A 23527-nucleotide genomic window follows, 5' to 3' on the forward strand; every position below is an offset into this window, starting at 1 on the left:
TGGGATGGTCCCTATGTCGGGACAGAAAGCGCAAGATCGCGGCTCGTGGGCGGGCTGGCCTCGTGGATCATGGAGTCGAGGATCGTGGCTCAGCGCGGAATGGTCTCCTGGTCGGCCAGGACAATCAGGTCGTCCGGGCGGGCCGACACCGGCGCTGTCGCTCCGTCGAGCCACACGAGATAGCCCACCGGCGGACCGGAGGAACCCCACCGGGCACCGACGATCGTGGCCGACCGCGCGTCGTGCGGCTGCGTGAGCAGGCGTACCCGGGTGCCCGGCGCGTGTCCGTCGTCGGCGACGATGAGCAGCGCATCGAGGATCTGCCGGACCCCGGCGACGGGCAACCCCGGAACCCACGGCTCGCCCGCGTATCCCAGACGCGGCGTCATCATCGTGCTCAGCAGCGCGGTCTGCCGGATCGCCTCCTGGCGAACCTGCCCGTCCACGCTGCGTTCGGCCACGATCAGCGCCTTCTGGATGCTCGACCAGAGGGCCAGTGGCTCCTGGTCGACCAGGCGGCGGGCCTCGCGGTCGACTTCGGCGCAGGCCGTGTCGAGCGCTGTGTCCTCGCCGAGTTCCGCGATCCAGGCGAGGTCCCCCACCTCGGGCAGCAACCCTGGCGAATCGGCCACGATCACGATGTACAACATCGCGAGCAGTTCCTCGCGGCCCTGGCCGTGATAGAGCGGGCCCACCCCGCTGCCGGTACGCCCACGGCTGGGCGGGAACCGCTCGACGAGATGCTGCGCGCGGCCATGAGGCAGGGCAGCGGCCCGCCTGGTGTCCGACACCCGCTCCTCGAACGACCGCCGCTCACGGCGTTCGACGAGCAGTTGGCGATGCGGGTCGAACCCGATCGGATAGATCGTCCGCCCGTACCGGGAAAGGGTTTCGCCGGGTCGGAGGCCGACCGATTCGAGTTGCCGGGCCGCCTCCGAGTAGGCAACGCCGGCCCGCGCTGCATGCTCTCGGATGGCGCGCTTGCGGGCGCGTCCCGGGGCCGGGGTCCGTCGGGGGATGGAATCAGACATGACGCCTCCGGTGCAGCCCCACGCACTCCACCGAACGGGCGACGTGACCGGCACGCCGGAAGTCGACACATCGGCGCGGAGTCGGAGACTCTTGGCCCCAGGCATGCGGTCAGACGTGGGCCACCGCATCGGGCGCTGGCAGGCGCTCTGCCGTGGCCAGCATATCGTGACGCCGACCGTCGGTGTGGATCTGACCGCCCTGACTCTCGGCCCCGGTGTCAGCCCGTGTCAGCCCGTGTCGGTGGCGTGTCAGGGTGGTGTCAGCGGGCCCGCGCAGACTCGGCGCATGACAGCTGACCTGGTGATCGAGGCCGAGGGCCTCGTGAAGACGTTTGGGAAGACGAGGGCGCTGCAGGGCGTGGACCTCGCCGTACCCCGTGGGACGGTGCTCGGGGTGCTCGGGCCCAACGGCGCCGGCAAGACCACCGCCGTGCGCATCCTCTCCACCCTGCTCGCCCCGGACGGCGGGACCGCCCGAATCAGCGGTTTCGACGTGGTACGGGACGCCGAGCGCGTTCGGCAGAGCATCGGCCTCACCGGCCAGTACGCCTCGGTCGACGAGGACCTGACCGGGCGGCAGAACCTGGAGCTGTTCGGCACCCTGCTGGAGCTGGGGCGCGCCGGTGCCCGGCGGCGGGCCGCCGAACTGCTCGACTGGTTCGACCTGACCGACGCCGCGAACCGTCAGGCCAAGACCTACTCCGGCGGCATGCGGCGACGGCTGGACCTGGCCGCCAGCCTCGTCGGCTCCCCCGACGTGATCTTCCTGGACGAGCCGACGACCGGGCTCGACCCGGCCAAGCGCGAGGACATGTGGGACGTCGTCCGTTCGCTTGTCAACAACGGTTCGACGGTGCTGCTCACCACCCAGTACCTGGAGGAGGCCGACGCGCTCGCCGACGCGATCACGGTGATCGACCATGGCCGGGTCATCGCGCACGACACGCCCGAAGGGCTCAAGCGGGTGGTCGGCGGGCAGACCCTGGAGGTCCGGCCGTCCGATCCGGCTCAGCTGCCCCGCACCGCGGAGATCCTGACCCAGGTCGGGTCCGGGGCGCAGGCCGACGAGATCCGCAAGGGCGTGCTCGCGGTGCCGGTCACCGACGACGCGGCCCTCACCGAGAGCGTCGCGCGGTTCGCCACGGCCGGCATCGCGGTCACCGAACTCTCCCTGCACCTGCCGAGCCTCGACGAGGTGTTCTTCACCCTCACCGGGCGTACGGCGTCCGAAGACGACACCACCACCCGCCCCACGGAGGTCGCGGCATGAGCACTCTGACCGACACCGCGCCCACGCGAAGCCGCGCACTCTCGACAACCACGCCGAACCCTCGGCCGTTCCGACTGGTCCGGCACTCGTTGGCGCTCGCCAAGCGCAGCCTCATCAAGACCTGGCGTACGCCCGAGGCGCTCATCGACGTCACACTGCAACCGGTGCTGTTCCTCATCATCTTCGTGTACGTCTTCGGCGGCGCCGTCGCCGGCTCCACTCACGACTACCTGCAGTTCCTGCTGCCCGGCATCCTGGCGCAGACGATCGCGACCGGTGCCATCGCGATCGGCGTCAACCTCAACACCGACATCGCCAAGGGCATCTTCGACCGGTTCCGATCGTTGCCGATCCCCCGCTCCGCACCACTTGTCGGCGCGGTCCTCGGCGACGTCGTCAGGTACGTCATCGTCACCGTGTCGACCCTCGCGATCGGCTACGTGATGGGTTTCCGGATCGACACCGACCCGTTCCGGGCGATCGCCGGGTGTCTGCTGGCGGTGCTGTTCGCGCTCTGCCTGAGCTGGCTGCCGGTGCTGGTGTCGATGAAGGTGCGGACCGCGGGTGCCGTGCAGGGTGTGATGTTCGCGTTGATCATGCCGCTGAGCTTCGCGTCCAACGTGTTCGTCGGCGCCGACACCCTGCCGGGCTGGATGCAGGCGTTCGTGGACGTCAACCCGATGACCCACCTGGTGGCCTCGGTCCGCGGGCTGTTCCTCGGCACCCCACTGGGCAACCACGTGTGGTGGACGCTCGCCTGGTGCGCCGGCTTCGTCGCGGTGTTCATGCCGCTGGCCCTGCGGGCGTACCGCAAGAAGATCTGACCTACGCGAGCAGGTCGTCCATCAGCTCGCGGACCCGGCTGACGGCCGCGGCGGGTGGCCGCTCGCGCCACGCGGCCAGCAACGGCTCACGCTGCTCCTCGCTCCCGAGGATGGCGTTGAGCCGTTCGCCGTTCTCAAAGGGGAAGAACATCTCGATCTGGGTGCCGATCCGCTTCGCGAGCACCGCCAGTTCGCGGGCGGTGTCGACGTCGCCGCGGTACGCCGCGAACTCCGCGCCGCCCGACGCCCACGCCCCGATCACCGGCAGGTCCCGTGAGGTCAGCGCGTCGTCGCGGGCGAGTGACAGCATCGCGGCCGCCTGGACGGTGGCATCGGTGCCCGACACCCGCCCAACCTGGGCCACCCGCAGGTAGATGATCGCCGCCGTGGCCCGGAGCATCACGCGCGGCTGTGGCTGCGGCCCGACCCAGCCGGCGAGGACACGCGTCACCTCGTCGGCGCGGGCGAGCGCCTCGTCGTACCGCTCACGCTGCCAGGCGAGGTGCGCCAGGCCGAGCAGCGCCTGCGCGGCGTCGATCTGCTCGGCCTGGCCCAGCGCGGCGGTTTCGCCCAGTCGCCGCTCCGCCTCCGCGTCGCCGGTCAGGGCGAGCTGCACGTCCAGCCGTACCCGGATCGACCGCGCGTCCTGCGTGGCGCCGACCAGTTCCATGTGCCGGACGCTGCGGGTCAGCCACTCGGCCGACCGGGCATCCCCGCCCGGGACCAGGAACTGCCCGACCGCACCCGCCGCCATCGCCATGCCCCAGTGGTCGCCGGCGGCCTCGAAGCGGTGGTAGGCCTGCTCGGCGTCACTGATCGACGCTTCCGGTAGGCCGCCGTTCTCCCGTACCGCCGCGCGCGCGAACAGCCCCAGCCCCTGCACGTACGGGTCCGGGTGCACGACCATCTCGGTAGCGCTCTTCAGGCTCTGCTCCAGATCGGACGCGTCGAAGCCGGGCAGCGCCGACGCGAGGGCGGTCATCCGGGACGACACCTCGCCGGGGCGTTCGGTCTGGAGCGTCCGTAGCGCCCGCCGGGCGAGCACGGCGGGTCGCAGATCGGCGCTGACGCCGGCGTTCACGCTGATCACCACGCACATCCAGGCCAGCCGGTCGGCGTGGGGCAGTGGCCGGCCGCTGGCCGCGCCGCGCAGGATCGCCGACCGCAGCCGCCGCTGCGGGTCGTCGATCTGCAGCAGCCCGCGCGCCCAGGCGAGGACCTCCAGGTGCAGGCCCCGCACCGACCAGAGGTGGAACAGCGCTGTGGCGACGTCGACGGCGGCGGGCTCGTCGTCCGCTCCCATTGCCCACCGCAGGCCCGCGACCAGGTTGTCCTGCTCGGCGGCGCAGCGGTGCAGCGCCTCGACCTGGCCGGGGCCGATGAAGCGGCCGGCCAGCGCGACGGCCTGCTCCCGCGCCCACCTGACGAGGCCGGCCATGGCCTGATCCCGGGCACCGGCCGCGTCCAGCCGGGCCTCGCCGTACTCACGGACCGTTTCGAGCATCCGGTAGCGCGGCGGACCATCCCCCTCGACCAGGGTCAACAGGGACTGTTCGACGAGGGTCGCCAGGCCGCGACGGACGTCCGGGGCCTGCGCGACGGCGGCGGCGAGGTCCGCTGTGAACGGCGCGGGGATGACAGCGACCCGCTGGAGCAGGTCACGGTCGGCTTCGGCGAGCAGTTCCCTGCTCCAGTCGACGAGCGCCCACAGGCTCGCGTGCCGCTCGGGCAGGCCGCGCAGTGCGTCGTCGAGCAGCGCGAACCGATCGGTCAGCCCGGCCAGCACATCGTCGATCGGCATGTGCCGCAGTCGCGCGGCGGCCAGTTCGAGGGCCAACGGCAGGTTGTCGAGCCGGTGGCACAGGGCGAGCGCCCGCTCGGTGTCCCAGGTCGGCACGGCGCCACCGGCCCGCGCCCGGGACTCGACCAGCGCGAGCGCGTCGGCGTCCGGCAACGCGGTCAGCCGGTGCACCAGCTCGCCGACCAGACCCAGTGGGGCACGGCTCGTCGCGAGCACCGCGACCTCCGGCGAGGCCGCCGCGACCAGGTCCGCGACGACGACTGCCACCGCGTCGAGCACGTGCTCGCAGTTGTCCAGCACCACCAGCCCGTCGAGGTCCGGCGCCACTGCGCGCAGCCGCTCCTCGGGGCTGAGGACCCGCCGCTCCAGGCCAAGGTTGCCGCCGGTCGCCGTGGTGTCCGCACCGCCGAGCGCGGCGAGCACAGTGGGCAGCACCTCGTCGGGCGAGCGCAGGCCAGCGAGTTCGATCACGCGGACCGCCTGCCCACCCGCTGCCGTACGCCTGGCCACCTCGGCGGCGAGCCGGGTCTTGCCCGCCCCGCCGGTCGCCACGACCGTCACGACGGGTGTCTCGGCGAGCGCGTCGGTGACGGCCTTGACGTCCCGCTCCCGTCCCACGAGGGCGGCCATGGGGCGGCGCCACGCGGCGGGCAGCGTGATCCGCGCCTGTTGCCGGGGCGGCGCCGCGACGGGTGGTGCGGTGAGTTCACCGCGCAGCAACGCCAGGTGGACGCTCGTGATCACGGGCGACGGGTCGGTGCCGTAGCGGTCGGCCAGGTCGGCGCGCAGCCGCTCGACGACCTCCAACGCCTCGGCCTCCCGTCCCTGTGCGGCAAGCACCCGGACGAGCAGGGCGGCGGACGGCTCGTCCGGCGGTGTCCGCGCGACGAGTCGGCCCAGGTCGACCTCGTCGAAGGGGCCCATGCCGGCGAGTGCCGCCTGCGCGCGCAGCGCGGCGACCTCCGCGAACAGGCGGGTGTCCTCGGCGCTGGCCAACTCCGGCACCTCGGGGAACAGGGCCCGCGCCTGGTCGGCCAGGCCGCGGGCGGCACTGACGTCACCGCACCGGAGCATGGTGCCGGCCTGATCGACGAGCGTGCGCGCCTCGACCGCGTCGACGGTGATCTGCTCGGTGGGCAGGCGGTATCCGCCGGGCACCGCGACCACTGGCAGCCCGAGACGGCGCACCCGGGACACGAGCGCCTGGACGGCGCCGGTCGCGTCGTCCGGTGGCGCGCCGTCCCAGACGGCGTCCACGAGCAGGCTCACGGAGACCGCCCGCCCGCGCGCGTCGACGAGCGCGCGGAGCACCGCCGCGAGCCGTTCACCCCGAACGGGCTGGCCGTCGACGGCGAGGGGGCCGAGGGTCGCGATGTGCACGGACCCAGCATCCCCCACGCGCGCACAGACCCGACGACCACCGGTACGCCAGGCCTGTCACGGCCCTGCGACCGGCTTGACAGGCCGGCTTTCAGTTAGGTTAGCCTAACCTCATGCAGAACGAGTTGGCGTCGGTCAACGGGGAGCGCAGCCTGTCCGGCGTCGACCTCCAGCTGGGCTATCACGGTGTGCCGGTGGTGCACGGTGCAGTGATCAACCTGCGCGCGGGTGCCGTCACCGCACTGGTGGGGCCCAACGGCAGCGGCAAGTCCACCCTGCTGCGGGCCCTGGCCCGGCTGCACCCGATCGAGGCCGGAATCGTGCACCTCGCCGACGGCGTCACGGCCGCCAGCCTCGCGGCCCGGGAGTTCGCCCGGCGGGTCACCCTGCTCGCCCAGAGCCGGCCGGTGCCCAGCGGCGTCACAGTTCGCGACGTCGTCGGCTACGGCCGCCACCCCTACCGCGGGCGCTGGCGCACCGAGGACCCGGACGGTCCCGCCGCCATCGCACGCGCCATGGACGTCACCGGCATAACCGCGATGGCCGACCGTCCCGTGGACGAACTCTCCGGAGGCGAGTTGCAGCGGGTCTGGTTGGCCACCTGCCTCGCCCAGGACACCCCGGTTCTGCTCCTCGACGAACCCACCACGTTTCTCGACCTGCGCTACCAGGTGGAGATCCTCGACCTGGTCCGCGACCTCGCGGACGATCACGGCGTCGCCGTCGGCGTCGTGCTGCACGACCTCAACCAGGCAGCCGCCGTGGCGGACGAGGTGGTCCTGTTGCAGCAGGGCCGGGTCCGCGCCACCGGCACCCCGGCAACGGTGTTCACCGAGAACGCCCTCACCGAGACCTATGGGATCCGCATCGAGGTGACCACCGATCCGGTCAACGGACTGGTCACCACCCGCCCGGTCGGGCGGCACCAGATCCGCGCCCTGGTCTGAACACCCCCATCCACAGCAGAGAAAGACCGTCATGACCCGTACCCGTTTCACAGCCCTCATCGCCGTCGTGGCCGCGCTGACGCTCGGCGCCTGCGGCACCACCGAGAACGCCGCGGCCCCCGACACCTCCGCCTCGGCGTCCGGCGGTCCGGTCACCGTCACCGACAGCCGGGGCAAGGAGATCACCCTCAAGACGCCGGCGACCAAGGTGGTCGGGCTTGAGTGGGGCGAGGTCGAACTGCTGGTCAGCCTCGGCGTCATGCCCGTCGGTGTCGCCGACCCCAAGGGCTACGGCACCTGGGTCACCTCCGCGAAGCTCGATCCGGGCGTCAAGGACGTCGGGGTCCGCGGGGAGCCCAGCGTCGACGCGATCGTCGCCCTCCAGCCCGATCTCGTCGTGATGGAGGACGACCGGGGCGCCGCCATCGTCAGTCAACTGGAGAAGTTCGTGCCAGTGGTGGTCGCCAAGGGCAGTGACGCCACCGACAACCTCGGCCGGATGCGCACCGACCTCAACATGATCGCGAAGGCGGTCGGCAAGACCACCGAGGCGGAGAAGCTGCTCGCCGACTTCGACGCGGCCATCGCCGACGGCAAGAAGAAGATCACCGACGCGGGTGCCGCCGGCCGTCCGTTCGCCATCGCCGACGGCTGGAAGGAGGGCAGCACCGTCAGCATCCGGATGTTCGGCACTGGCGCGCTGGTCTCCCAGATCGGCATCCAACTCGGCCTCACCAACGCCTGGACCGGTAAGACGGACGAGGTGTGGGGCCTGGGTCAGACCGACGTCGAGGGCATGACGGTCCTGAAGGACCCGAACATGCACCTCTTCTACAACGCCTCCGACGGCGACGACGTGTTCGCCGACGGCCTCGCCGGCAACGCCATCTGGACGTCGCTGCCCTTCGTGCGGAAGGGCAACCTGCACAAGATGCCCAACGGCATCTGGACCTTCGGCGGTCCGCTCTCCGGCAAGCAGTACATCGACGAACTCGTCAAGACGTACACGGTGTGAGCGTGCTGAAAGCGCCCCCGCGCCCGGAGCCGGCCACCCGGCCGGCTCCGGGCGGACGCCCGGCCGTGCCCCGCATCGCCGTCGTCTTCGTCGCCGCGCTCCTGCTGCTGCTCGTGGTCGGCGCGGTCCACCTCACCCAGGGCACCTCGAACGTCGGGGCCCTCGACCTGCTGCGCCTCACGACCGGCGCCGACGACGAGGCGGCCCGCGTCCTGATCGCGTCCCGGCTGCCCCGGCTGCTCGCCGGGCTCACCATCGGCGTGGCGCTCGGGTTCGCCGGGGCGGCGTTGCAGTCGATCGCCCGCAACCCGCTCGCGTCCCCCGACACCCTCGCGGTCAACGCGGGCGCCCACCTGGCGATCGTCGCCGTCGCCGCGTTCGGCGTCTCGCTGCCCGCGCTGCCCGCCGGCGGTCTCGCCTTCTGCGGCGGGCTGGCCGCCGCCGGCCTGGTGATGGCGATGTCCTCGGGTGGGCAGGCCGGCACCACCCGGCTGATCCTCGCCGGCTCGGCGACCGCGCTGGCGCTCGGGTCGGTGACCACCCTGCTGCTGCTCCTGTTCGAGCAGGCCACCATCGGGCTGTTCGCCTGGGGGAACGGCTCGCTGGTGCAGAGCGACCTGACCGCGCTCACCCAACTCGCCCCGGTGATCGTCGGTGCCGCCGTCGTGCTCGTGCTGCTCGGGCACCGCCTCGACATCCTCGCCCTCGGCGACGACACCGCCACAGTGCTCGGCCTCGACGTGCGGCGCACCCGGCTCACCGTCATGGTGCTGGCCGTGCTGCTCTCCGCCGCGGCAGTCACCCTCACCGGCCCGGTCGGCTTCGTCGGCCTGTGCGCACCGGTGATCGTCCGGCTGCTCGCCCCTGTGGTGCCGGGGGTGCACCGGCACCGCGTCCTGCTGCCGTTGTCCGGAATCGCCGGGGTCATCATCGTGCTCGGCTCCGACGTGCTGCTGCGAGCCGTGATGGGCGGGCAGGCCGGGGTCGACATCCCCACCGGCGTGGTCACCACTGTGTTCGGCGCGGCGATCCTCATCTGGCTGGCCCGCCGGCACCGCGACGCCGGCCCCACCCGTCGTCCGCCGGGCGGTCACGCGGCCGTCCGTTCCGCGGCCTTCCACCGCGGCGTCGTCGCCGTCACCGCCGTCCTGAGCGTCTGCGCCGTGACGGTCGGCATGCTCGCCGGTGACACCTGGGTGCTGCTCGGGGACGTCGTCAACTGGGTCAACGGCACCACCGGGCCCGCGTACACCTTTGTGCTGGACCAGCGGTGGCCGCGCGTCGCCGCGGCGGTCCTGGCCGGCGCGGCGCTCGCGGTCGCCGGCACCACAGTGCAGGCGGTCTGCCGCAATCCGCTGGCCGAACCCGGCATCCTCGGCATCACAGCGGGCGCCGGGCTCGGGGCGGTCTCCCTGCTCACCTTCGTGCCGCTGGCCGGAGTGTGGGCCGTCTCCGGCGTCGCCGGACTCGGCGCGATGCTGGCGTTCGCCCTGGTCTACGGCCTGGCCTGGCGCGGCGGACTGAGCTCCGACCGACTGGTGCTGATCGGCTTCGGGGCCTGGCAGGGCGGCATGGCGGTCATCACCTACCTGGTGGTCGCCTTCGACCCGTGGAACACCGGGAAGGCGTTGACCTGGCTGTCCGGCTCCACCTACGGTCGGACGCCCACCCAGGTGCTGCCGGTGCTGATCGCCCTGCTGGTGCTCACCCCGGCCGTTGTCGCCGCCCGCCGGGAGCTCGACCTGATGGCGCTGGACGACGACACCCCCCGCGTGCTGGGTGTCCGGCTGGAACGCACCCGGTTGATCGCGCTCGGCGCGGCGGCGTTGCTCACCTCCACCGCCGTCTCGGCCGTCGGGGTCATCGGGTTCGTCGGTCTGGTCGCCCCGCACGCCGCGCGGGCGCTCGTCGGCGGCCGGCACTCCCGGGTGCTCCCGGTGGCCGCCCTGCTCGGCGCGGCGCTGGTCAGCATCGCCGACACCTTCGGCCGGACGGTCATCGCGCCGGCCCAGATCCCCGCCGGCCTGGTCACCGCCATGATCGGCACCCCGTACTTCGTCTGGCTGCTGTGGCGCTCCCGCGCCGTGGCGAGCACCACCCGGTAGAGCCGCCCGAGTCGAGAGAGGCACCATGACCGAGACCCTGCCCATCGCCCCGTGGCGCGTGTTCGCCGTCACCGTCCGCGCGGTACGCCGCCTGAGCCCTTCCTTCACCCGGGTGACCTTCACCGGGGCGAACCTGGACCGCTTCGCCGACAACGGCTACGACCAGCGGATCAAGCTGGCACTGCCGCTGCCCGGTCAGGACCGGGCGACCCTGCCGGACGGCCCGGACTGGTACGCGACGTGGCGGGCCCTGCCCGAGCATCTGCGCAACCCGATCCGCACCTACACGGTGCGGGCGGTCCGCCCGCACCTGGCCGAGGTGGACGTCGACCTGGTGCTGCACGGCGACAGTGGTCCGGCGACGCGCTGGGCTCGGCGGGCCAGCGTCGGCGACGAGATCGCGCTGGTCGGGCCGGATGCCGGCTTCGACGGCAACCACGGCGGGGTCGAGTTTCGACAGTCCACCGGCGGCACGCTGTTGCTGGCCGGGGACGAGACCGCCGTGCCGGCGATCAGCAGCATCTGCGAGCGGCTCCCCCTCGACGCCCGGGGCACTGTCGTGCTGGAGGTGCCCGACGCCGCCGACGTGCTGCCGCTGCTCGCGCCGCCCGGCGTCGAGGTCCGCTGGCTGGCCCGGGGCGCCGACGGGTACGGCAGCAGGCTGGTGCCCGCCGTCGTCGCGGCCGCCGGGGAACTGCTGGCCCCCGGCACGTCGACGTCCGCCCAGCCAGTGTCGGACGTCGACGTGGACACCGAACTCCTGTGGGAGGTGCCCGAGCAGGCGGCCTCGGCACCGCTCTCCGCGTGGCTGGCCGGGGAAGCCGGCGTCATCCGTACCCTGCGTCGGCACCTGGTCGCCGAGCGGGGCCTGGACCGGCGGGCGGTGGCCTTCATGGGCTACTGGCGTCTCGGTCGCGCCGACGCCGACTGACAGCGCCGCGAGGCGCACCACGCCGGACGGCCGTGAGGTGCGTCGGAGGCGGTGAGGCGCGTACCGTTTCGGGTCGGACTTGGGGTGGACCGGCTGGAGCCGGCACGGGATACGGGACGAGACAACGACGCATGACGGTGGACAACATTACCGAAAACGGTCAAGAGGGCATTGACCGAAGCCGGCTGGAGGCCTGCCTCAGCGTCTTCGAGGCGTTGGAGGCGCTGCCCTCCGACCATCCCGACGTGGTGCAGGTGCAGCGGGCCACCGCCCGGCTCTACAAGGTGATCAAGCAGCGGCGGCGGGAGGAGCGACGGGACGCCATCCTCGCCGCCGACCGCGCGGTGACGGAGGCCACCGCCACCGGCGCTCCGGGGCGGATCGACGACGAGACGCAGGGCATTCCGCTCGCGTCCTCCGTCGCCGGCGAGACTGCCGGCTTCCTGCACAATCCCCGCGGCTGCTACGTCTGCAAGCAGCGCTACCGCGAGGTGGACGCCTTCTACCACCAGCTCTGCCCGTCCTGCGCCGCGTTGAACCGGGAGCGCCGCGACGCCCGCACCGACCTGACCGGCCGGCGTGCGCTGCTCACCGGCGGGCGGGCCAAGATCGGCATGTACATCGCGCTGCGGCTGCTGCGCGACGGCGCGCACACGACGGTGACGACCCGGTTCCCGCACGACGCGGTCCGCCGCTTCGCCGCGATGCCCGACAGCGCGGACTGGCTGCACCGGCTGCGCATCGTCGGGATTGACCTGCGCGACCCCGCCCAGGTGATCGCTCTGGCTGACGACGTCAGCAGCCAGGGCCCCCTCGACATCCTGATCAACAACGCGGCGCAGACCGTCCGCCGGTCCCCCGGGGCGTACGCGCAGCTCATCGCCGCCGAGGCCGCGGCCCTGCCGGACGGCCCGCTGCCGGAGCTGATCACGTTCGCCAAGCCGGACGGGCAGGGCGGCCCGGTGGGCAGCCTGACCGCCGGGCCACAGTCGACAGCGCTCACCCCGCACGCGCTCACCGCGCTGGCACTGACCAGCGGGTCGGCCTCGCCGGAACGGATCGCGGCGTCCACCGCCATCGACGCCGGCGGGCTCGTGCCCGACCTCGACTCGGTGAACAGCTGGGTCCAACGGGTCCAGGAGGTGGACCCGGTCGAGCTGCTCGAAGTGCAGTTGTGCAACGTCACAGCGCCGTTTGTCCTGGTCAGCCGGTTGCGCCCGGTGATGGCCGCCGCGTCGGCCCGCCGCAAGTACGTGGTGAACGTGTCGGCGATGGAAGGCCAGTTCGGCCGCGGGTACAAGGGGCCGGGGCACCCGCACACCAACATGGCCAAGGCGGCACTGAACATGCTGACCCGCACCAGCGCCGAGGAGATGTTGACCGACGGCATCCTGATGACCAGCGTCGACACCGGCTGGATCACGGACGAACGTCCCCACCCGACGAAGATGCGGCTGGCCGACGAGGGCTTCCACGCCCCGCTGGACCTGGTCGACGGCGCGGCCCGCGTGTACGACCCGATCGTCCGGGGCGAGCAGGGCGAGGATCTGTACGGCTGTTTCCTGAAGGACTACGCGCCCTGCGCCTGGTGATCGCACCGATGATCGCCTTTGCACGATGAGGAGAAGGAACATGTCAGCTGACCGTGAGTCGTGGCCGACGCTGGACGAGCTGCTGCGCGAGGAGAACGAGCTGGAGCTCGCGGGCCTGTCCGAGACCGACGCGTACGAGCTGGGGATGCTCGCCGTCACCGCCGCGACCGAGCAGCGGCTGCCGGTCTCGGTGGGTGTGTGGCGGGCCGGGCGACAGCTGTTCCACTGTGGCCTGCCGGGGTCGACGGCGGACAACGACGCTTGGCTGCGCCGCAAGGGTCGTGTGGTGATGCGGTTCGAGCACTCCTCGCTCTACATGGCCCGGCTGTGCCAGGACAAGCAGGTGACGCTGGCCGAGCGGTTCGGCCTGCCGGCCTCGCGGTACGCGGCGGCCGGGGGCGCGGTACCCCTGCGGGTTCGCGGCACCGGTGTGGTGGGCTGGGTCGGTGTCTCCGGGCTGCCGCAGCTGGACGATCACCGTTTCGTGGTCGACATCCTCCGCAAACTTTCCCGATAGAGCGTTCCCGGCGGCCTCGCAGGCGAGGCCGCCGGGTCACTCGCTCAGCGTGCGCGCCGGTTGGCGCGCAGGGCGCCCAGGAGCACGCCGGGGCGGGCCAGCGAGTGCGGGTGCTCGCGCATGGAGACGACGTCGTTGAATCGCCGCGCGGTCGCCACGTCCGTGATGGTCGCGGCGATGACCTGGCTGCTGGCCCAGCGGGAGAACCGGTAGCCGCGTGGGTAGGGCCCGTCGACGTGGGGCAACGCCAGGTCCGCCGAGGTGGAGAGCGACCAGGCGGCGTCGACCACCACCTTCTGGAGCGCCAGGTAGTGGCGCGCGGGCGCCCGCAGGTCCGGGCCGGACCGGAGGTACGTCGACAGGCAGGCCGCGTGCAGGGCCGACGCCGTCATGCCCTGCCCGTACACCGGGTTGAACGACGCGACGGCGTCACCGACGCTGATCAGGCCGGCCGGGAACCGCTTGAGCGCGTGGAAGTCCCGTCGTCGACTGTCGGCATGGTGGTAGGTCTGGACGTCGCCGATCATCTCCTGGTCGGCGACCTCGCCGAACTCCGGCGGGAACTGCTCGCGCAGGCGGCGGACGAAGTCATCAGCGGTTCGCCCCGGACGGTCGTCGCCGTAACCGGCCATCATCGCCATCCACCGACCGTCCTCGATGGCGAAGAACGCGGCCCCGGCCACGTCCATCGCCGTCCTCGGCGTGTTCAGGGCCAGTACGACGGTCGAGGCCGGGGTGACCTCCGGACGGCGGAACAGGGCGGTCGCGTAGTTGAGGTGCACTGTCATCCGCCGGGTGACCGGTCGGTCCCAGTCGGCCTGCTCCAGCCAGTCCGAGAGTCGGCTGGACCGCCCCATGGCGTCCACCACGAGGTCAGCGCGTTCGACACCGGGCACCCCACCGACCTCACAGCGGACCCCGGTGACAGCGGTGCCGTCGAACACGAGGCCGGTGGCGCGGGCGGTGATCGTCTTGACGTTGGGCAGTCGGAGCACCTGCTGGCGGATCAGGCCTTCCAGCAGCGGCCGACTGCCCGCCAGACTGTCGGCGTCGTCGGGGACGACGACCTTCAGACGCCCGTCGAGGTAGTTGCGCCGGGCCGTGGGCGGCGCCTCGACCGCTCCGCGCTTCAGTGCCTCGTCGCGGAATCCGGGAAACAGGCGCTCCAGCTGGAAGAGGCCGCCGGGCAGCAGCGCGTGCAGCTGCGTCCCCTGGGGTACGCCGGGCCGCGCGCCGGTCACCTGCGGGTCGTCCCGGTCGATGATGACGACGGTGTCGGCGTGGTCGGACAGCACCCGGGCGGCCAGGAGACCGGCGACACTGCCGCCCACCACGACGGCCGTGCCCATCGTCGGGGACGGCTGGTCAGGGGGTCGAGCCGCATTCAGCTCTGCGAAGACCCGGGACGGGGAGAGGGACATCGTGCTCTCCAAGGGGGTAACGGGGTGTGTGCCCTCCCCGGTCACTGTGCGCGACCGTGCGCGGACAGACCGGTGGACGGTGGTTCGACGTTTTGCCCGCCGATCGTCGCACAATCATCTGAATGGCAACCTGCTGTGTCTGCCAGATGACCGCCTGTTGACCGATGGGCCGGACGCGTCCGACGTTCGGACCGGTCAGGTGGCGCGTCCTCTGGCCGGCTGTCACGATCTCCGGCATGCCCGTTGCACGTCGAACTCTGCTCGGCGCCGGCCTGGCCGCCGCGACCACCGCCCTCACCGGTTGCGGTGCCACCGGCACGCCGAACCCCGGTTCGGCCGGCCCTGGCGACGCGACGACCGGGACGGGCGCCACCGGCAGCCGGGCCGGATTTGGTACGGCGGGAGACGCCGGGCCGCCGCTCAGGGCACCGGACGCACCGGTCGGCGGCAACCCACCAGTCCGTCAGGCCGGCTACGCGCAGGACGTGACCGCCCTGCTCCGCCGACACCTGCCCGCGACCCCGCAGACCGTGCAACACAAGGGTTTTCCCGGTGCGGTCGCTCTCGTCGTGGTGGGCGGAAAGGTGACCGTGCACACAGCGGTCGGTGAGGCGCTGCGTTATGCGGCGGGCCCGAAGCTGCTCGCGGCGAACCACCGCGTCGCGATGCGCCGGGACTCCATCTTCGACCTCGCCTCGGTGACCAAGGTGTACACGGCCATCCTGCTGTTGCAGCAGGTCGACAAGGGCCGTGTCGACCTCGGCGCTCCGGTGCGCGACTACCTGCCCGCCTTCACCGGCGCGGGCAAGGAGCGGATCACCGTCGAGATGCTGCTCACCCACACGAGCGGTCTTCCCGTCGGCGCCACAGTCACCGGCCTGCCCGACAACGCGGCCCGCTGGAAGGCCGTGCTCGGCACGCCGCTGGTCTCCGGCGCCGTGCCGGGGAAGACGTTCCGTTATTCCAGCGTCGGGCTCATGGTCGCCGGCAAGATCGTCGAGAAGGTCACCGGCCAGCGGCTCGACCAGGCGCTCAAGACCAACCTGACCGGCCCGCTCGGCCTGCGCGACACCGGCTTCAACCCGAACAGCTGGCTGTCAGCCGCCGCGAAGGCCAGCCGACTGGTCGCCACCGACGCCCGCTCGTCCAGAGGGCTGCTCCGTGGCGTCGTCCACGACGACGTCGCCAACCACCTTGGCGGCATCGCCGGTCACGCCGGCATCTTCGCCTCCGCGACCGATCTCGCGGCCATTGGTCAGCTGCTCCTCAACGAGGGCACCCACCAGGGCAAGCGGATCCTCGCCGTGGCGACGGTGCGCCGGATGCTCACCAACCACAACGCCGGCAAACCCGCCATCGACCCCGAGCGCCCCAACCGGACCTCGGCGCACGGCCTCGGCGTCGTCCTCGACCAGAGCTGGTTCATGGGGAAGCTCGCCTCGGCCCGGACCTTCGGCCACACCGGATTCGCCGGCCCTTCGCTCCTGGTCGCGCCCGACCGCAAACTCGTCCTGGCGCTGCTCACCAACCGGGCGCACCCCAACTGGAGCTGGTCGAACCCCGACCCGGTCCGCGCCGCCGTCGGCGACCTGCTCGCCACGAAGGTCAACTGACTGGAAGGTGTGGACCATCGCGCCCCACCCTGACACGATACTTGCGCTAGTAGTGCAAATACTTCGTCCGTCCTGGTGGAGGATCGATGCACACATCTCGCCGGAGCCTGCTCTCCGTGGTGGCCGGGGTCGCCCTCGCGGCCAGCCTGTCCGCAGTCGCCGTTCCACGCGCCGCCGAAGCCGCCGCCACACCGACGTACCGTCCAGTGATCTTCGTGCACGGCAGCGCCGGATCTGCGGCGCAGTTCGAGACCCAGGCCAAACGGCTGGCCAGCAACGGGTACCCGATCGACATCGTCGAAGCCCACGAGTACGACTCACCGAACGTCGCGACAATCCTGCCTCAGGTGTACGCGGGACTCGACGCACGGATCTCCCGCCTGCTGGCGGCCACCGGCGCGGACCGGGTCGACCTCGTCGCGCACTCGCTGGGCACCTTCGTCTCGCAGGGCTATCTCAACAGCTCGCCGGAGCGTGCCGCCCGGGTCGCGCACTACGTCAACCTGGACGGGCGTCCCGCGACCTCCCCGCCCGGTGGTGTGCCCACGCTCGCCATCTGGGGCGAGGGCGACCCGGCCCGCGCCGTCGTCGGCGCGACAAACGTGCACCTGCCGGACCAGTCGCACACCCAGACCGTGTCGTCGGCGGAGTCGTTCACCGAGATCTTCGGCTTCCTCAGGGGCCGCGCGCCCCACACGACGCGGATCGTGCCGCAACTCTTCGGCGCCGCCCGGGTCTCCGGCCGTGCCGTGCTCTTTCCGAGCAACGTCGGTGTCACCGGCGCGACCCTCGAGGTCTACCCGGTCAGCCCGCTGACCGGCGGCCGGCTGTCGCACCGGCCCGCACATCGGCTGTCACTCGGCGGCGACGGCTCGTTCGGCCCTCTCCCCGTGCTCGCCACGGCCCGCTACGAGTTCGCCATCGTGCGCCCGGGCGCCGCGACGCACCACTTCTACTTCCAGCCGTTCCTCCGCTCGAATTCGTTCCTGCGCCTGGCGACCAGCGAGCCGGGCGAGGGCCTCAGCGGCCTGGTCGAGACCAGCGACCGGCACACAGCGCTCACGATCCAACGGCAGAAGGAGTGGTGGGGCGACCAGGGCGCCGCCGGCGACCGCCTCTGGATCAACGGCAGGGATGTCCTGAACGCGGCGAACACACCGCGCGCCAAGCGGACGATCGGCATCTTCGCCTTCGACGACGGCAGCGACGGCGTCACCGACCTGACGGCCCCGTTGCCGGAGTTCTTCAGCCAGACCTTCATCACCGGCATGGACGTCTTCATCCCGGCGACGCCGGCACACAGCGGCCTGGTCCAGATCACAGTGGGCCAACGCGGCGGCGGCCACGACGTGATCAACGTGCCCAACTGGAGATCGAGCACCGACCGGGTGACGGTCAGCGTGGACGACTTCTGACCGCGTCCCGCGGACGGCCCGGTCACCTCAGGTCGAGATGGTGGCCGGGCGCGCTCTCGTCAGACGGTGGCCGGGACCCGCTCGCGCACTCGTCGCCCGACGGCGAAGCTGACCAGCCCCAGGATCAACCCGACAACCGCCAGGACGACGCCCACCCGGGCCGGCGCGAGGTAACCGAACCCGGCGGCGATGGCGACGCTGCCCAGCGCGGCGCCCAGGCTGTTCGCGATGTTCATTGCCGACTGGTTGACCGCCGCACCCATCAGTTGCGCTCCCGGGGCGACGGTGATCAGGCGCGCCTGCAGGACCGGACCGAGATACAGGCTTGTCGCACCGACCAGGAACGCGCCCACGAACAGGCCGACGCGGGTCGACGCCACGAGGCTGAACACGGCGATACTCACGATCATCGCCACGAAGCCGATGACCATGCTCCGCTGGAGGTCGCGGTCCGCCAGCCAGCCGCCCAGGGCGTTGCCGACGGTCATCCCCAGACCCACCGCGACCAACGTCCACGGCACCGTCGCGGCGGAGAGGCCTGTGACGTCGGTGGTGACCGGCGCGATGTAGGTGTTCACAGCGAAGAAGCCGGCGAAGCCGACCGCGCCGGTCGCGGCGACCAGCCAGACCTGCGAGGTCCGCAAGGCCCGCAACTCGGCGGCCGGCGAGCCGTCGACAGCGGCCGCGACCTCCGGCACGACCGCCAGCACCGCCAGCAGGGTGAGCAGGAAGAAACCGGCGATGACCAGGTACGCGACCCGCCAGTCGGCCGCCTGCCCGAGCCGCGTGATGAGGGGTACGCCGACCAGGTTGCTCACTGTCAGACCGCCGAGCACCGTGGCGAAACCACGGGCCTCGTTACCGGGGCCCATCAGGGTCGCCGCGAGCAGACCGGCCGCACCGAAGTACGCGCCGTGCGGCAGCGCCGCCGCGAACCGGGCCACCAGCACCAGGTCGAAGGTGGGGGCGAGCGCGGACGCGACAGTGCCGACGGCGAACAGCACGAGCAGCCCGAGGACGAGCTTCTTGCGGGGCAGGCGCGCGCTCAACGCGGCGATCAGTGGCGCGCCGACGACCACTCCGAGCGCGTACGCGGTGATCATCCAGCCTGCTCGGGCGACCGCGTCCGACGACGACTGCGCGTACTCGTGCGGAAGCAGACCGCGAGCGATGTCGGGCAGCAGCCCCATCGCCACGAACTCGGTCAGGCCGACAGCGACGCCGCCCAGTGCCAGAGCGGCCAGCGCCGCCAACCGCCGACCTCTACTCAACTCGATCACCGAAAAAATTTAGCAACAGCGTTGCGTAATAGGGTGGTGAGATGACTCGCGTCACTGCCGACGTCACCTTCCTACGCGACTACAACCAGGCACTGGTCATGGCGGTGGGGCGCACGGCTCGCACGTTCGAGCGCTCGACAGTGGTCGAGGCCACCGGCCTGACACCACAGGCGGTCTCCAAGGTCATCGCCCGGCTGACCGCTGACGGCCTGATCCGTCCCGCCGGCCTCCGGCGTCCGGGCATCGGCAAGCCCGCTGTCGTCTACGAACTCGTCCCGGACAGCCGGTACGCGATCGGCACCCACGTGGCCCGGCGCACGCTGCGGCTCGTCCTGGTCGACCTGGCCGGCACTGTGCACCACTCGGCGGTCAGCCCGCTGCCCCGCGACTTCACCCCGGAGCAACTCCTCGACGCCCTGAGCGCCGGCATCGACACGCTGGCTGGCATCGGCGACCTGCGGAGCCGGCTCACCGGGCTGGGCATCGGCATGATCGGCCCACTCGACCAGGCCAACGGCCTGGTCCGGGACGCCCACGGCCTGCGGCACTGGCACGACGTACCGCTGCGCGAGATCGCCGAGAAACGCCTCTGCCTCCCCGTCCACCTGGACAAGGACGTCACAGCGGGGATCACGGCCGAGGCCTGGCGGCACGGCGCGACGTTCGGCGACGCCGCCCTCATCATGGTCGAGTCCGGCATCGGCTGTGGCTTCTGGCTGGGCGGCGCGGCCCACCGGGGGGCGCACACCAACGCGGGCGAGTTCGGCCACACTGTTGTCGATCTGACCGGACCCCGCTGCGTCTGCGGCCGGCACGGATGCCTGGAGATCGTGCACCAGCACGCCGCCGAGGCCGGAGACGTCGCACAGGCCGCCCGCGTGCTGGCCGTCGGGGTCGTCAACCTGCTCCAGACCCTCGACCTCGCCCACGTGGTGCTGGCGGGCGCGGACCTCCTCCGGCACCCGCAGACCTATCTCGCGGCGGTCACCGAGGCGGTGGGGGCGGACGCCCGGCGCGCGGACTGGCTCAGCACCAGGGTGGCCCTGTCCAGCCTCGGCGCGGACGTGATCGCCGCGGGTGCCGCCATGCAGGTCCTCGACCAGCATTACGGCATCCCGGAGCTGGCCCATTCCTTGATCGTTGGCGGCTGAGCCGCTCGACGCCCGGCTGAGCTGCCACCGATCGCCGCAAAGTCGGACGGCGGCGGGTGGCGACAGCGCCATCGGCCGCGTCGTTACGCCACCGGGGCGGCGGTGTCCGTTCGGGTGCAACCGCTGGCCGGGCTCTCACTGAGCGCGATGACCTCGTCGAGCCGCTTGCGCGCCTGCCGGAGTTGAGTGATCTGCCGATCGATGCGGTCGCGTTCGGCGCGGAGCATGGCCCGCGACTGCGGGGTGTTGACCTTCGCGTCGACGCAGGGCAGCAGGTCCAGGATGGTTCGGCTGGCCAGGCCGGCGGCATACAGCATCTGGATCAGGTGCACCCGGTCGATCGCATCGTCGAGGTAGTGGCGCTGGCCGCCACCGCTTCGTGCGGCAGTCAGCAGGCCCTGCTCCTCGTAGTAGCGCAGGGCTCGTACCGACACCCCGGTTTTTGCGGCGAGTTCCCCGATCCGCATGGACCCCTCCCCCGGCCGGTGACGCCAGCCACACAGCCTCTTCCCTCACGTACGCGTCAGGTTTTAGCGTAGCTCGCGTACCGCTCGTTCCCGAACCTGCCCAGAGGCAGGTAATCATGCGGATCTCCGGTTCCACCGCTCTGGTCACCGGCGCCAACCGCGGCATCGGCCGATACTTCGCCGGACAACTGGTGGAACGCGGAGAGCCTGACCAGCGGCATCCGACTGGAACTCGCTGCGGCGACGGCGCGGTGACTCAGTGGCAGACGCGCCACTCGCCGTCCTCCTTGACCAGCGCCAGCCCTTGGGTGAGCCTCGCACCGGTGGCCTCCTGGACCGCCTCGACGGTGGCGGTCGCGGTCAGCCGCCCGTTGACGTTGTTGACGTTCACGTTGGTGATCTCGTAACTGCTGATCTTCAACTGAGCGGCCTGAACCCGGGCGAACTCCTCCTGCGTCATACCGTCGCGCACCCGGTCGCACAGCCGCCCGTACGCGCCCGGGTAGTTGCCGGCCTGCACGTCGTCGACGAACGCCGTCGCGGCCGCCCCGGCCGGCTCGACGGAGTCCTTGATTGAGCGGTAGAGCCAGAGGCCGACGCAGGTACCGATGACGCAGCACACCGCCAGTAGGACGCCGACGACGATCAGGACCGTACGAAGCGTCCGGTTGGGCCTCGGATCGGGAACCATCATCGGCTCGTACGACATGGCCCGGAGGGTAGGGCTGCCGGGCAAGCGGCGAGAGCCCGCCGGGTGCCCGGTGGTTCACCCTCCGGAGGCGGACGACCCCGGCGCCGGCACGCCACCGGCGACCGCACGCGCCGGCGGCGCCGGGGCCCGGGCCGGTCGCAGATCCGCGGGTACGGGCAGCGCGCTGCCCTTGACGAACTGGCCCCAACTGGTGTTCCAGGCCGTCCAGCCGTTGCCCGGCTGGAGCCGAACCTCGGTGCCGGTGAAGGTGACCAGGTCACCGACCTGGGTGACGCCCATCAACCAGTCGGCGTTGGCCGCCGAGATGTTCGTGCAGCCGTGCGAGACGTTGCGGTGTCCCTGATCCGACACCGACCAGGGTGCCCCGTGGATGAACTCGCCGCCCCAGGTGAGCCGTTGCGCGTCCTTGACGTTCACCACGTAGCCACCATTCGGCTCGCCCCGCGTGTCGAACGTGGTGTTCTGGTGCTTCTCCATGATCACCATCTTGCCGCTGGACGTGGGCGTGCTGCGCTTGCCGAGGCTGACCGGGATCCTGCGGATCAGCTTGCCGTCGCGCAGCACGCGCATCTGCTTGGTGGCGTTGTCGACTTCGAGCGCCACCTGCCGTCCGATCCGGGAGGTCGCGGTGCGGTCGGCGTCGCCGACGTGGTCCTCGCCGATCGGCAGGCCCTCCAGGCCGGCCCGGACACTGATGGTTGTGCCGGGCCGCCAGAAGTCGGGAGCCCGGTAGTAGACCTGGCTGCCGTCGTCCACCCAGGACCAGGCGCCCGGTTGGGCCGGTGTCGTGGTGACGAACAACCGACGCTGCACGTCGGCGCGGGCTGCCCTGGCGATGGGCGGATCGAAGCCGATGGTCACCGGCATGGCAGTGCCGTACGTCTGCTCGTCGGCGAAGTACAGGGTGCTGGTCACCTGCGGCTTCGTCGACGCCGCCGCGGTGGTGAAGGTGGTGGTGCGGGTGGTGGTCCGCCCGGAGTCGGCGGTGGCGGTCACCGCCGCGGTGTAGGTGCGCTGCGGCCGCAACGGAGCGGTCGGCACCCAGGCCGAGCCGTCCTCGCGCGGCTCCGCCCGGACCAGCGTGCCTGTGTCGTCGACGATGCGCACGGCGGTGATCTTTCCGCCCGTGACGAGCGGAACCACCTCGGCGCTGAGCGGCACGTTCCGGGAGAGATCGGCGGGCGTGAGGGTCAGTTCGGGCGATGGCACCACCCGCTCGGCGGGACGCACGGCGGCCTTCCGCTCGGTGGTGCACCCACCGAGAACCAGCGGTGTCGCCGCGACGGTCACCGCAACGAGCGCCATGCGCCTTCGTAAACTCATCGAACGTCCCCCGGCTTTCGCGTGTTCCGTGGCGGCAATTCTCTCCGCGTCGGCGGCGCCCTGCGCTGTTTCCGGAAATCACGCAACGAAGGTGGGAACGTTCGGGCGCGGCACGCGGTCGGGGTCCGTCGGTTGCGCTTCCCTTTCGTGATCCTCGGGGCATCGAAGCGTGATGCCGCCGTGGAATGCTGGCCGACATGCGCAGAAGACGACGTCAATGGATTCTGCTACCGCTGCCCCTCCTCCTCCTGACCGCCTGCTCGCCAGCGGAGCAGCCGATTGTCGCTCTCGCCGTGCAGGACGGCCGGCCGGTCGGCGTGCTGCTGACCTGCTACGACCGTGACGCCAATATCCGCGTGTTCGAGAACGGCCATCAGGATGACCCGGGCAAACGGTCCCTGATCAGGTGGAGCATCGGCGGCCCGCCCGCGAGCGAGGTCGTGGAGGTCACCCTGTTGGGCCAGCCGCCGGAGGGCTGGGAGGTCGCCGACTCTGTCGACAGCCCTGGGACCGAGGTGGACGTCGAGCTGCTCACCGAATTTCGGGCCGGGGTCACCTACACCCTCGACGGGTCAAGCCGCCGCGAGGCCCTCTCGGTGGACTTCACCCTCGCGGACCTGCCACGGATCGGCCCGGACCAGGTGTTGGTGCCGCGCGGAAGCAACTCGACGAAGGTCGTGTCGCGGGAGACCTTCCTGCGCAAGGCACGCGACCGCTGCTGAGCCGACACGG

At 71.7% G+C, this 23527-nt stretch carries 19 protein-coding genes; 12 read left to right on the forward strand and 7 right to left on the reverse strand.

Annotation, left to right across the window (positions count from 1 at the left end; genetic code table 11):
- Positions 1-89 precede the first annotated feature (89 nt).
- Positions 90-1031 carry a hypothetical protein gene (locus tag MED01_RS11300; RefSeq protein WP_238668463.1) on the reverse strand — a complete coding sequence of 314 codons (942 nt, stop codon included), beginning with the start codon at positions 1029-1031 and terminating at the stop codon, positions 90-92.
- A 286-nt stretch (positions 1032-1317) separates the two neighbouring features.
- Here MED01_RS11300 and MED01_RS11305 point away from each other — a divergent pair, with 286 nt between their 5' ends.
- Positions 1318-2301: an ATP-binding cassette domain-containing protein gene (locus MED01_RS11305; RefSeq protein ID WP_238668464.1), complete on the forward strand. Its 984-nt coding sequence runs from the start codon at positions 1318-1320 to the stop codon at positions 2299-2301.
- Positions 2298-3125, forward strand: a complete 828-nt coding sequence (locus MED01_RS11310) for an ABC transporter permease (RefSeq protein ID WP_238668465.1) — start codon at positions 2298-2300, stop codon at positions 3123-3125. Before MED01_RS11305 ends, MED01_RS11310 begins: the two co-directional genes overlap by 4 nt.
- A 1-nt stretch (position 3126) precedes the next feature.
- Here MED01_RS11310 and MED01_RS11315 read toward each other — a convergent pair whose 3' ends face one another.
- Entirely contained in the window at positions 3127-6306 is a 3180-nt protein-coding gene (locus MED01_RS11315) for an ATP-binding protein (RefSeq protein ID WP_238668466.1), read from the reverse strand.
- 113 nt (positions 6307-6419) lie between these two features.
- Here MED01_RS11315 and MED01_RS11320 point away from each other — a divergent pair, with 113 nt between their 5' ends.
- The 6 genes from MED01_RS11320 to MED01_RS11345 all read left to right on the forward strand — a co-directional run bounded on the left by MED01_RS11320 (position 6420) and on the right by MED01_RS11345 (position 13413).
- Entirely contained in the window at positions 6420-7253 is an 834-nt protein-coding gene (locus tag MED01_RS11320; protein WP_238668467.1) for an ABC transporter ATP-binding protein, read from the forward strand.
- 31 nt (positions 7254-7284) lie between these two features.
- Positions 7285-8268, forward strand: coding sequence for an ABC transporter substrate-binding protein (locus MED01_RS11325; RefSeq protein ID WP_238668468.1), 984 nt, complete (start codon positions 7285-7287; stop codon positions 8266-8268).
- 5 nt (positions 8269-8273) lie between these two features.
- Positions 8274-10373, forward strand: coding sequence for an iron ABC transporter permease (locus MED01_RS11330; protein ID WP_274525590.1), 2100 nt, complete (start codon positions 8274-8276; stop codon positions 10371-10373).
- 25 nt (positions 10374-10398) lie between these two features.
- Positions 10399-11304, forward strand: coding sequence for a siderophore-interacting protein (locus MED01_RS11335; RefSeq protein WP_238668470.1), 906 nt, complete (start codon positions 10399-10401; stop codon positions 11302-11304).
- A gap of 131 nt (positions 11305-11435) precedes the next feature.
- Positions 11436-12896, forward strand: coding sequence for an SDR family NAD(P)-dependent oxidoreductase (locus tag MED01_RS11340; protein WP_091406888.1), 1461 nt, complete (start codon positions 11436-11438; stop codon positions 12894-12896).
- Positions 12897-12936: 40 nt separating this feature from the next.
- Positions 12937-13413 carry a heme-degrading domain-containing protein gene (locus tag MED01_RS11345; RefSeq protein WP_238668471.1) on the forward strand — a complete coding sequence of 159 codons (477 nt, stop codon included), beginning with the start codon at positions 12937-12939 and terminating at the stop codon, positions 13411-13413.
- A 44-nt stretch (positions 13414-13457) separates the two neighbouring features.
- Here MED01_RS11345 and MED01_RS11350 read toward each other — a convergent pair whose 3' ends face one another.
- Positions 13458-14834, reverse strand: coding sequence for an FAD-dependent oxidoreductase (locus MED01_RS11350; protein ID WP_238668472.1), 1377 nt, complete (start codon positions 14832-14834; stop codon positions 13458-13460).
- Positions 14835-15070: 236 nt separating this feature from the next.
- Here MED01_RS11350 and MED01_RS11355 point away from each other — a divergent pair, with 236 nt between their 5' ends.
- Together MED01_RS11355 and MED01_RS11360 are read left to right on the forward strand one after the other, a co-directional pair.
- Positions 15071-16447, forward strand: a complete 1377-nt coding sequence (locus tag MED01_RS11355) for a serine hydrolase domain-containing protein (protein WP_238668473.1) — start codon at positions 15071-15073, stop codon at positions 16445-16447.
- Positions 16448-16533: 86 nt separating this feature from the next.
- Positions 16534-17862, forward strand: coding sequence for an alpha/beta hydrolase (locus MED01_RS11360; RefSeq protein WP_238668474.1), 1329 nt, complete (start codon positions 16534-16536; stop codon positions 17860-17862).
- 59 nt (positions 17863-17921) lie between these two features.
- Here the strand turns inward: MED01_RS11360 and MED01_RS11365 are convergent, their stop codons facing one another.
- Positions 17922-19142, reverse strand: coding sequence for an MFS transporter (locus MED01_RS11365; RefSeq protein WP_238668475.1), 1221 nt, complete (start codon positions 19140-19142; stop codon positions 17922-17924).
- A gap of 41 nt (positions 19143-19183) precedes the next feature.
- Here MED01_RS11365 and MED01_RS11370 point away from each other — a divergent pair, with 41 nt between their 5' ends.
- Positions 19184-20293 carry an ROK family protein gene (locus MED01_RS11370; protein ID WP_238668476.1) on the forward strand — a complete coding sequence of 370 codons (1110 nt, stop codon included), beginning with the start codon at positions 19184-19186 and terminating at the stop codon, positions 20291-20293.
- Between the two features lie 83 nt (positions 20294-20376).
- Here the strand turns inward: MED01_RS11370 and MED01_RS11375 are convergent, their stop codons facing one another.
- The 3 genes from MED01_RS11375 to MED01_RS11385 all read right to left on the reverse strand — a co-directional run bounded on the left by MED01_RS11375 (position 20377) and on the right by MED01_RS11385 (position 22777).
- Positions 20377-20760 (reverse strand): MerR family transcriptional regulator, encoded by a 384-nt coding sequence (locus MED01_RS11375; protein ID WP_238668477.1) that lies wholly within the window; start codon positions 20758-20760, stop codon positions 20377-20379.
- A 256-nt stretch (positions 20761-21016) separates the two neighbouring features.
- The gene (locus MED01_RS11380) at positions 21017-21469 is read right to left on the reverse strand and encodes an Rv0361 family membrane protein (protein WP_238668478.1); all 453 of its coding nucleotides are present in this window, start codon (positions 21467-21469) and stop codon (positions 21017-21019) included.
- Between the two features lie 57 nt (positions 21470-21526).
- The gene (locus tag MED01_RS11385) at positions 21527-22777 is read right to left on the reverse strand and encodes a L,D-transpeptidase (protein WP_238668479.1); all 1251 of its coding nucleotides are present in this window, start codon (positions 22775-22777) and stop codon (positions 21527-21529) included.
- A 215-nt stretch (positions 22778-22992) separates the two neighbouring features.
- Here MED01_RS11385 and MED01_RS11390 point away from each other — a divergent pair, with 215 nt between their 5' ends.
- Positions 22993-23517 (forward strand): hypothetical protein, encoded by a 525-nt coding sequence (locus MED01_RS11390; protein ID WP_238668480.1) that lies wholly within the window; start codon positions 22993-22995, stop codon positions 23515-23517.
- Positions 23518-23527 lie beyond the last annotated feature (10 nt).

Origin of the sequence: Micromonospora alfalfae, assembly GCF_022230925.1 — a bacterium.
Lineage (GTDB): Bacteria > Actinomycetota > Actinomycetes > Mycobacteriales > Micromonosporaceae > Micromonospora > Micromonospora alfalfae.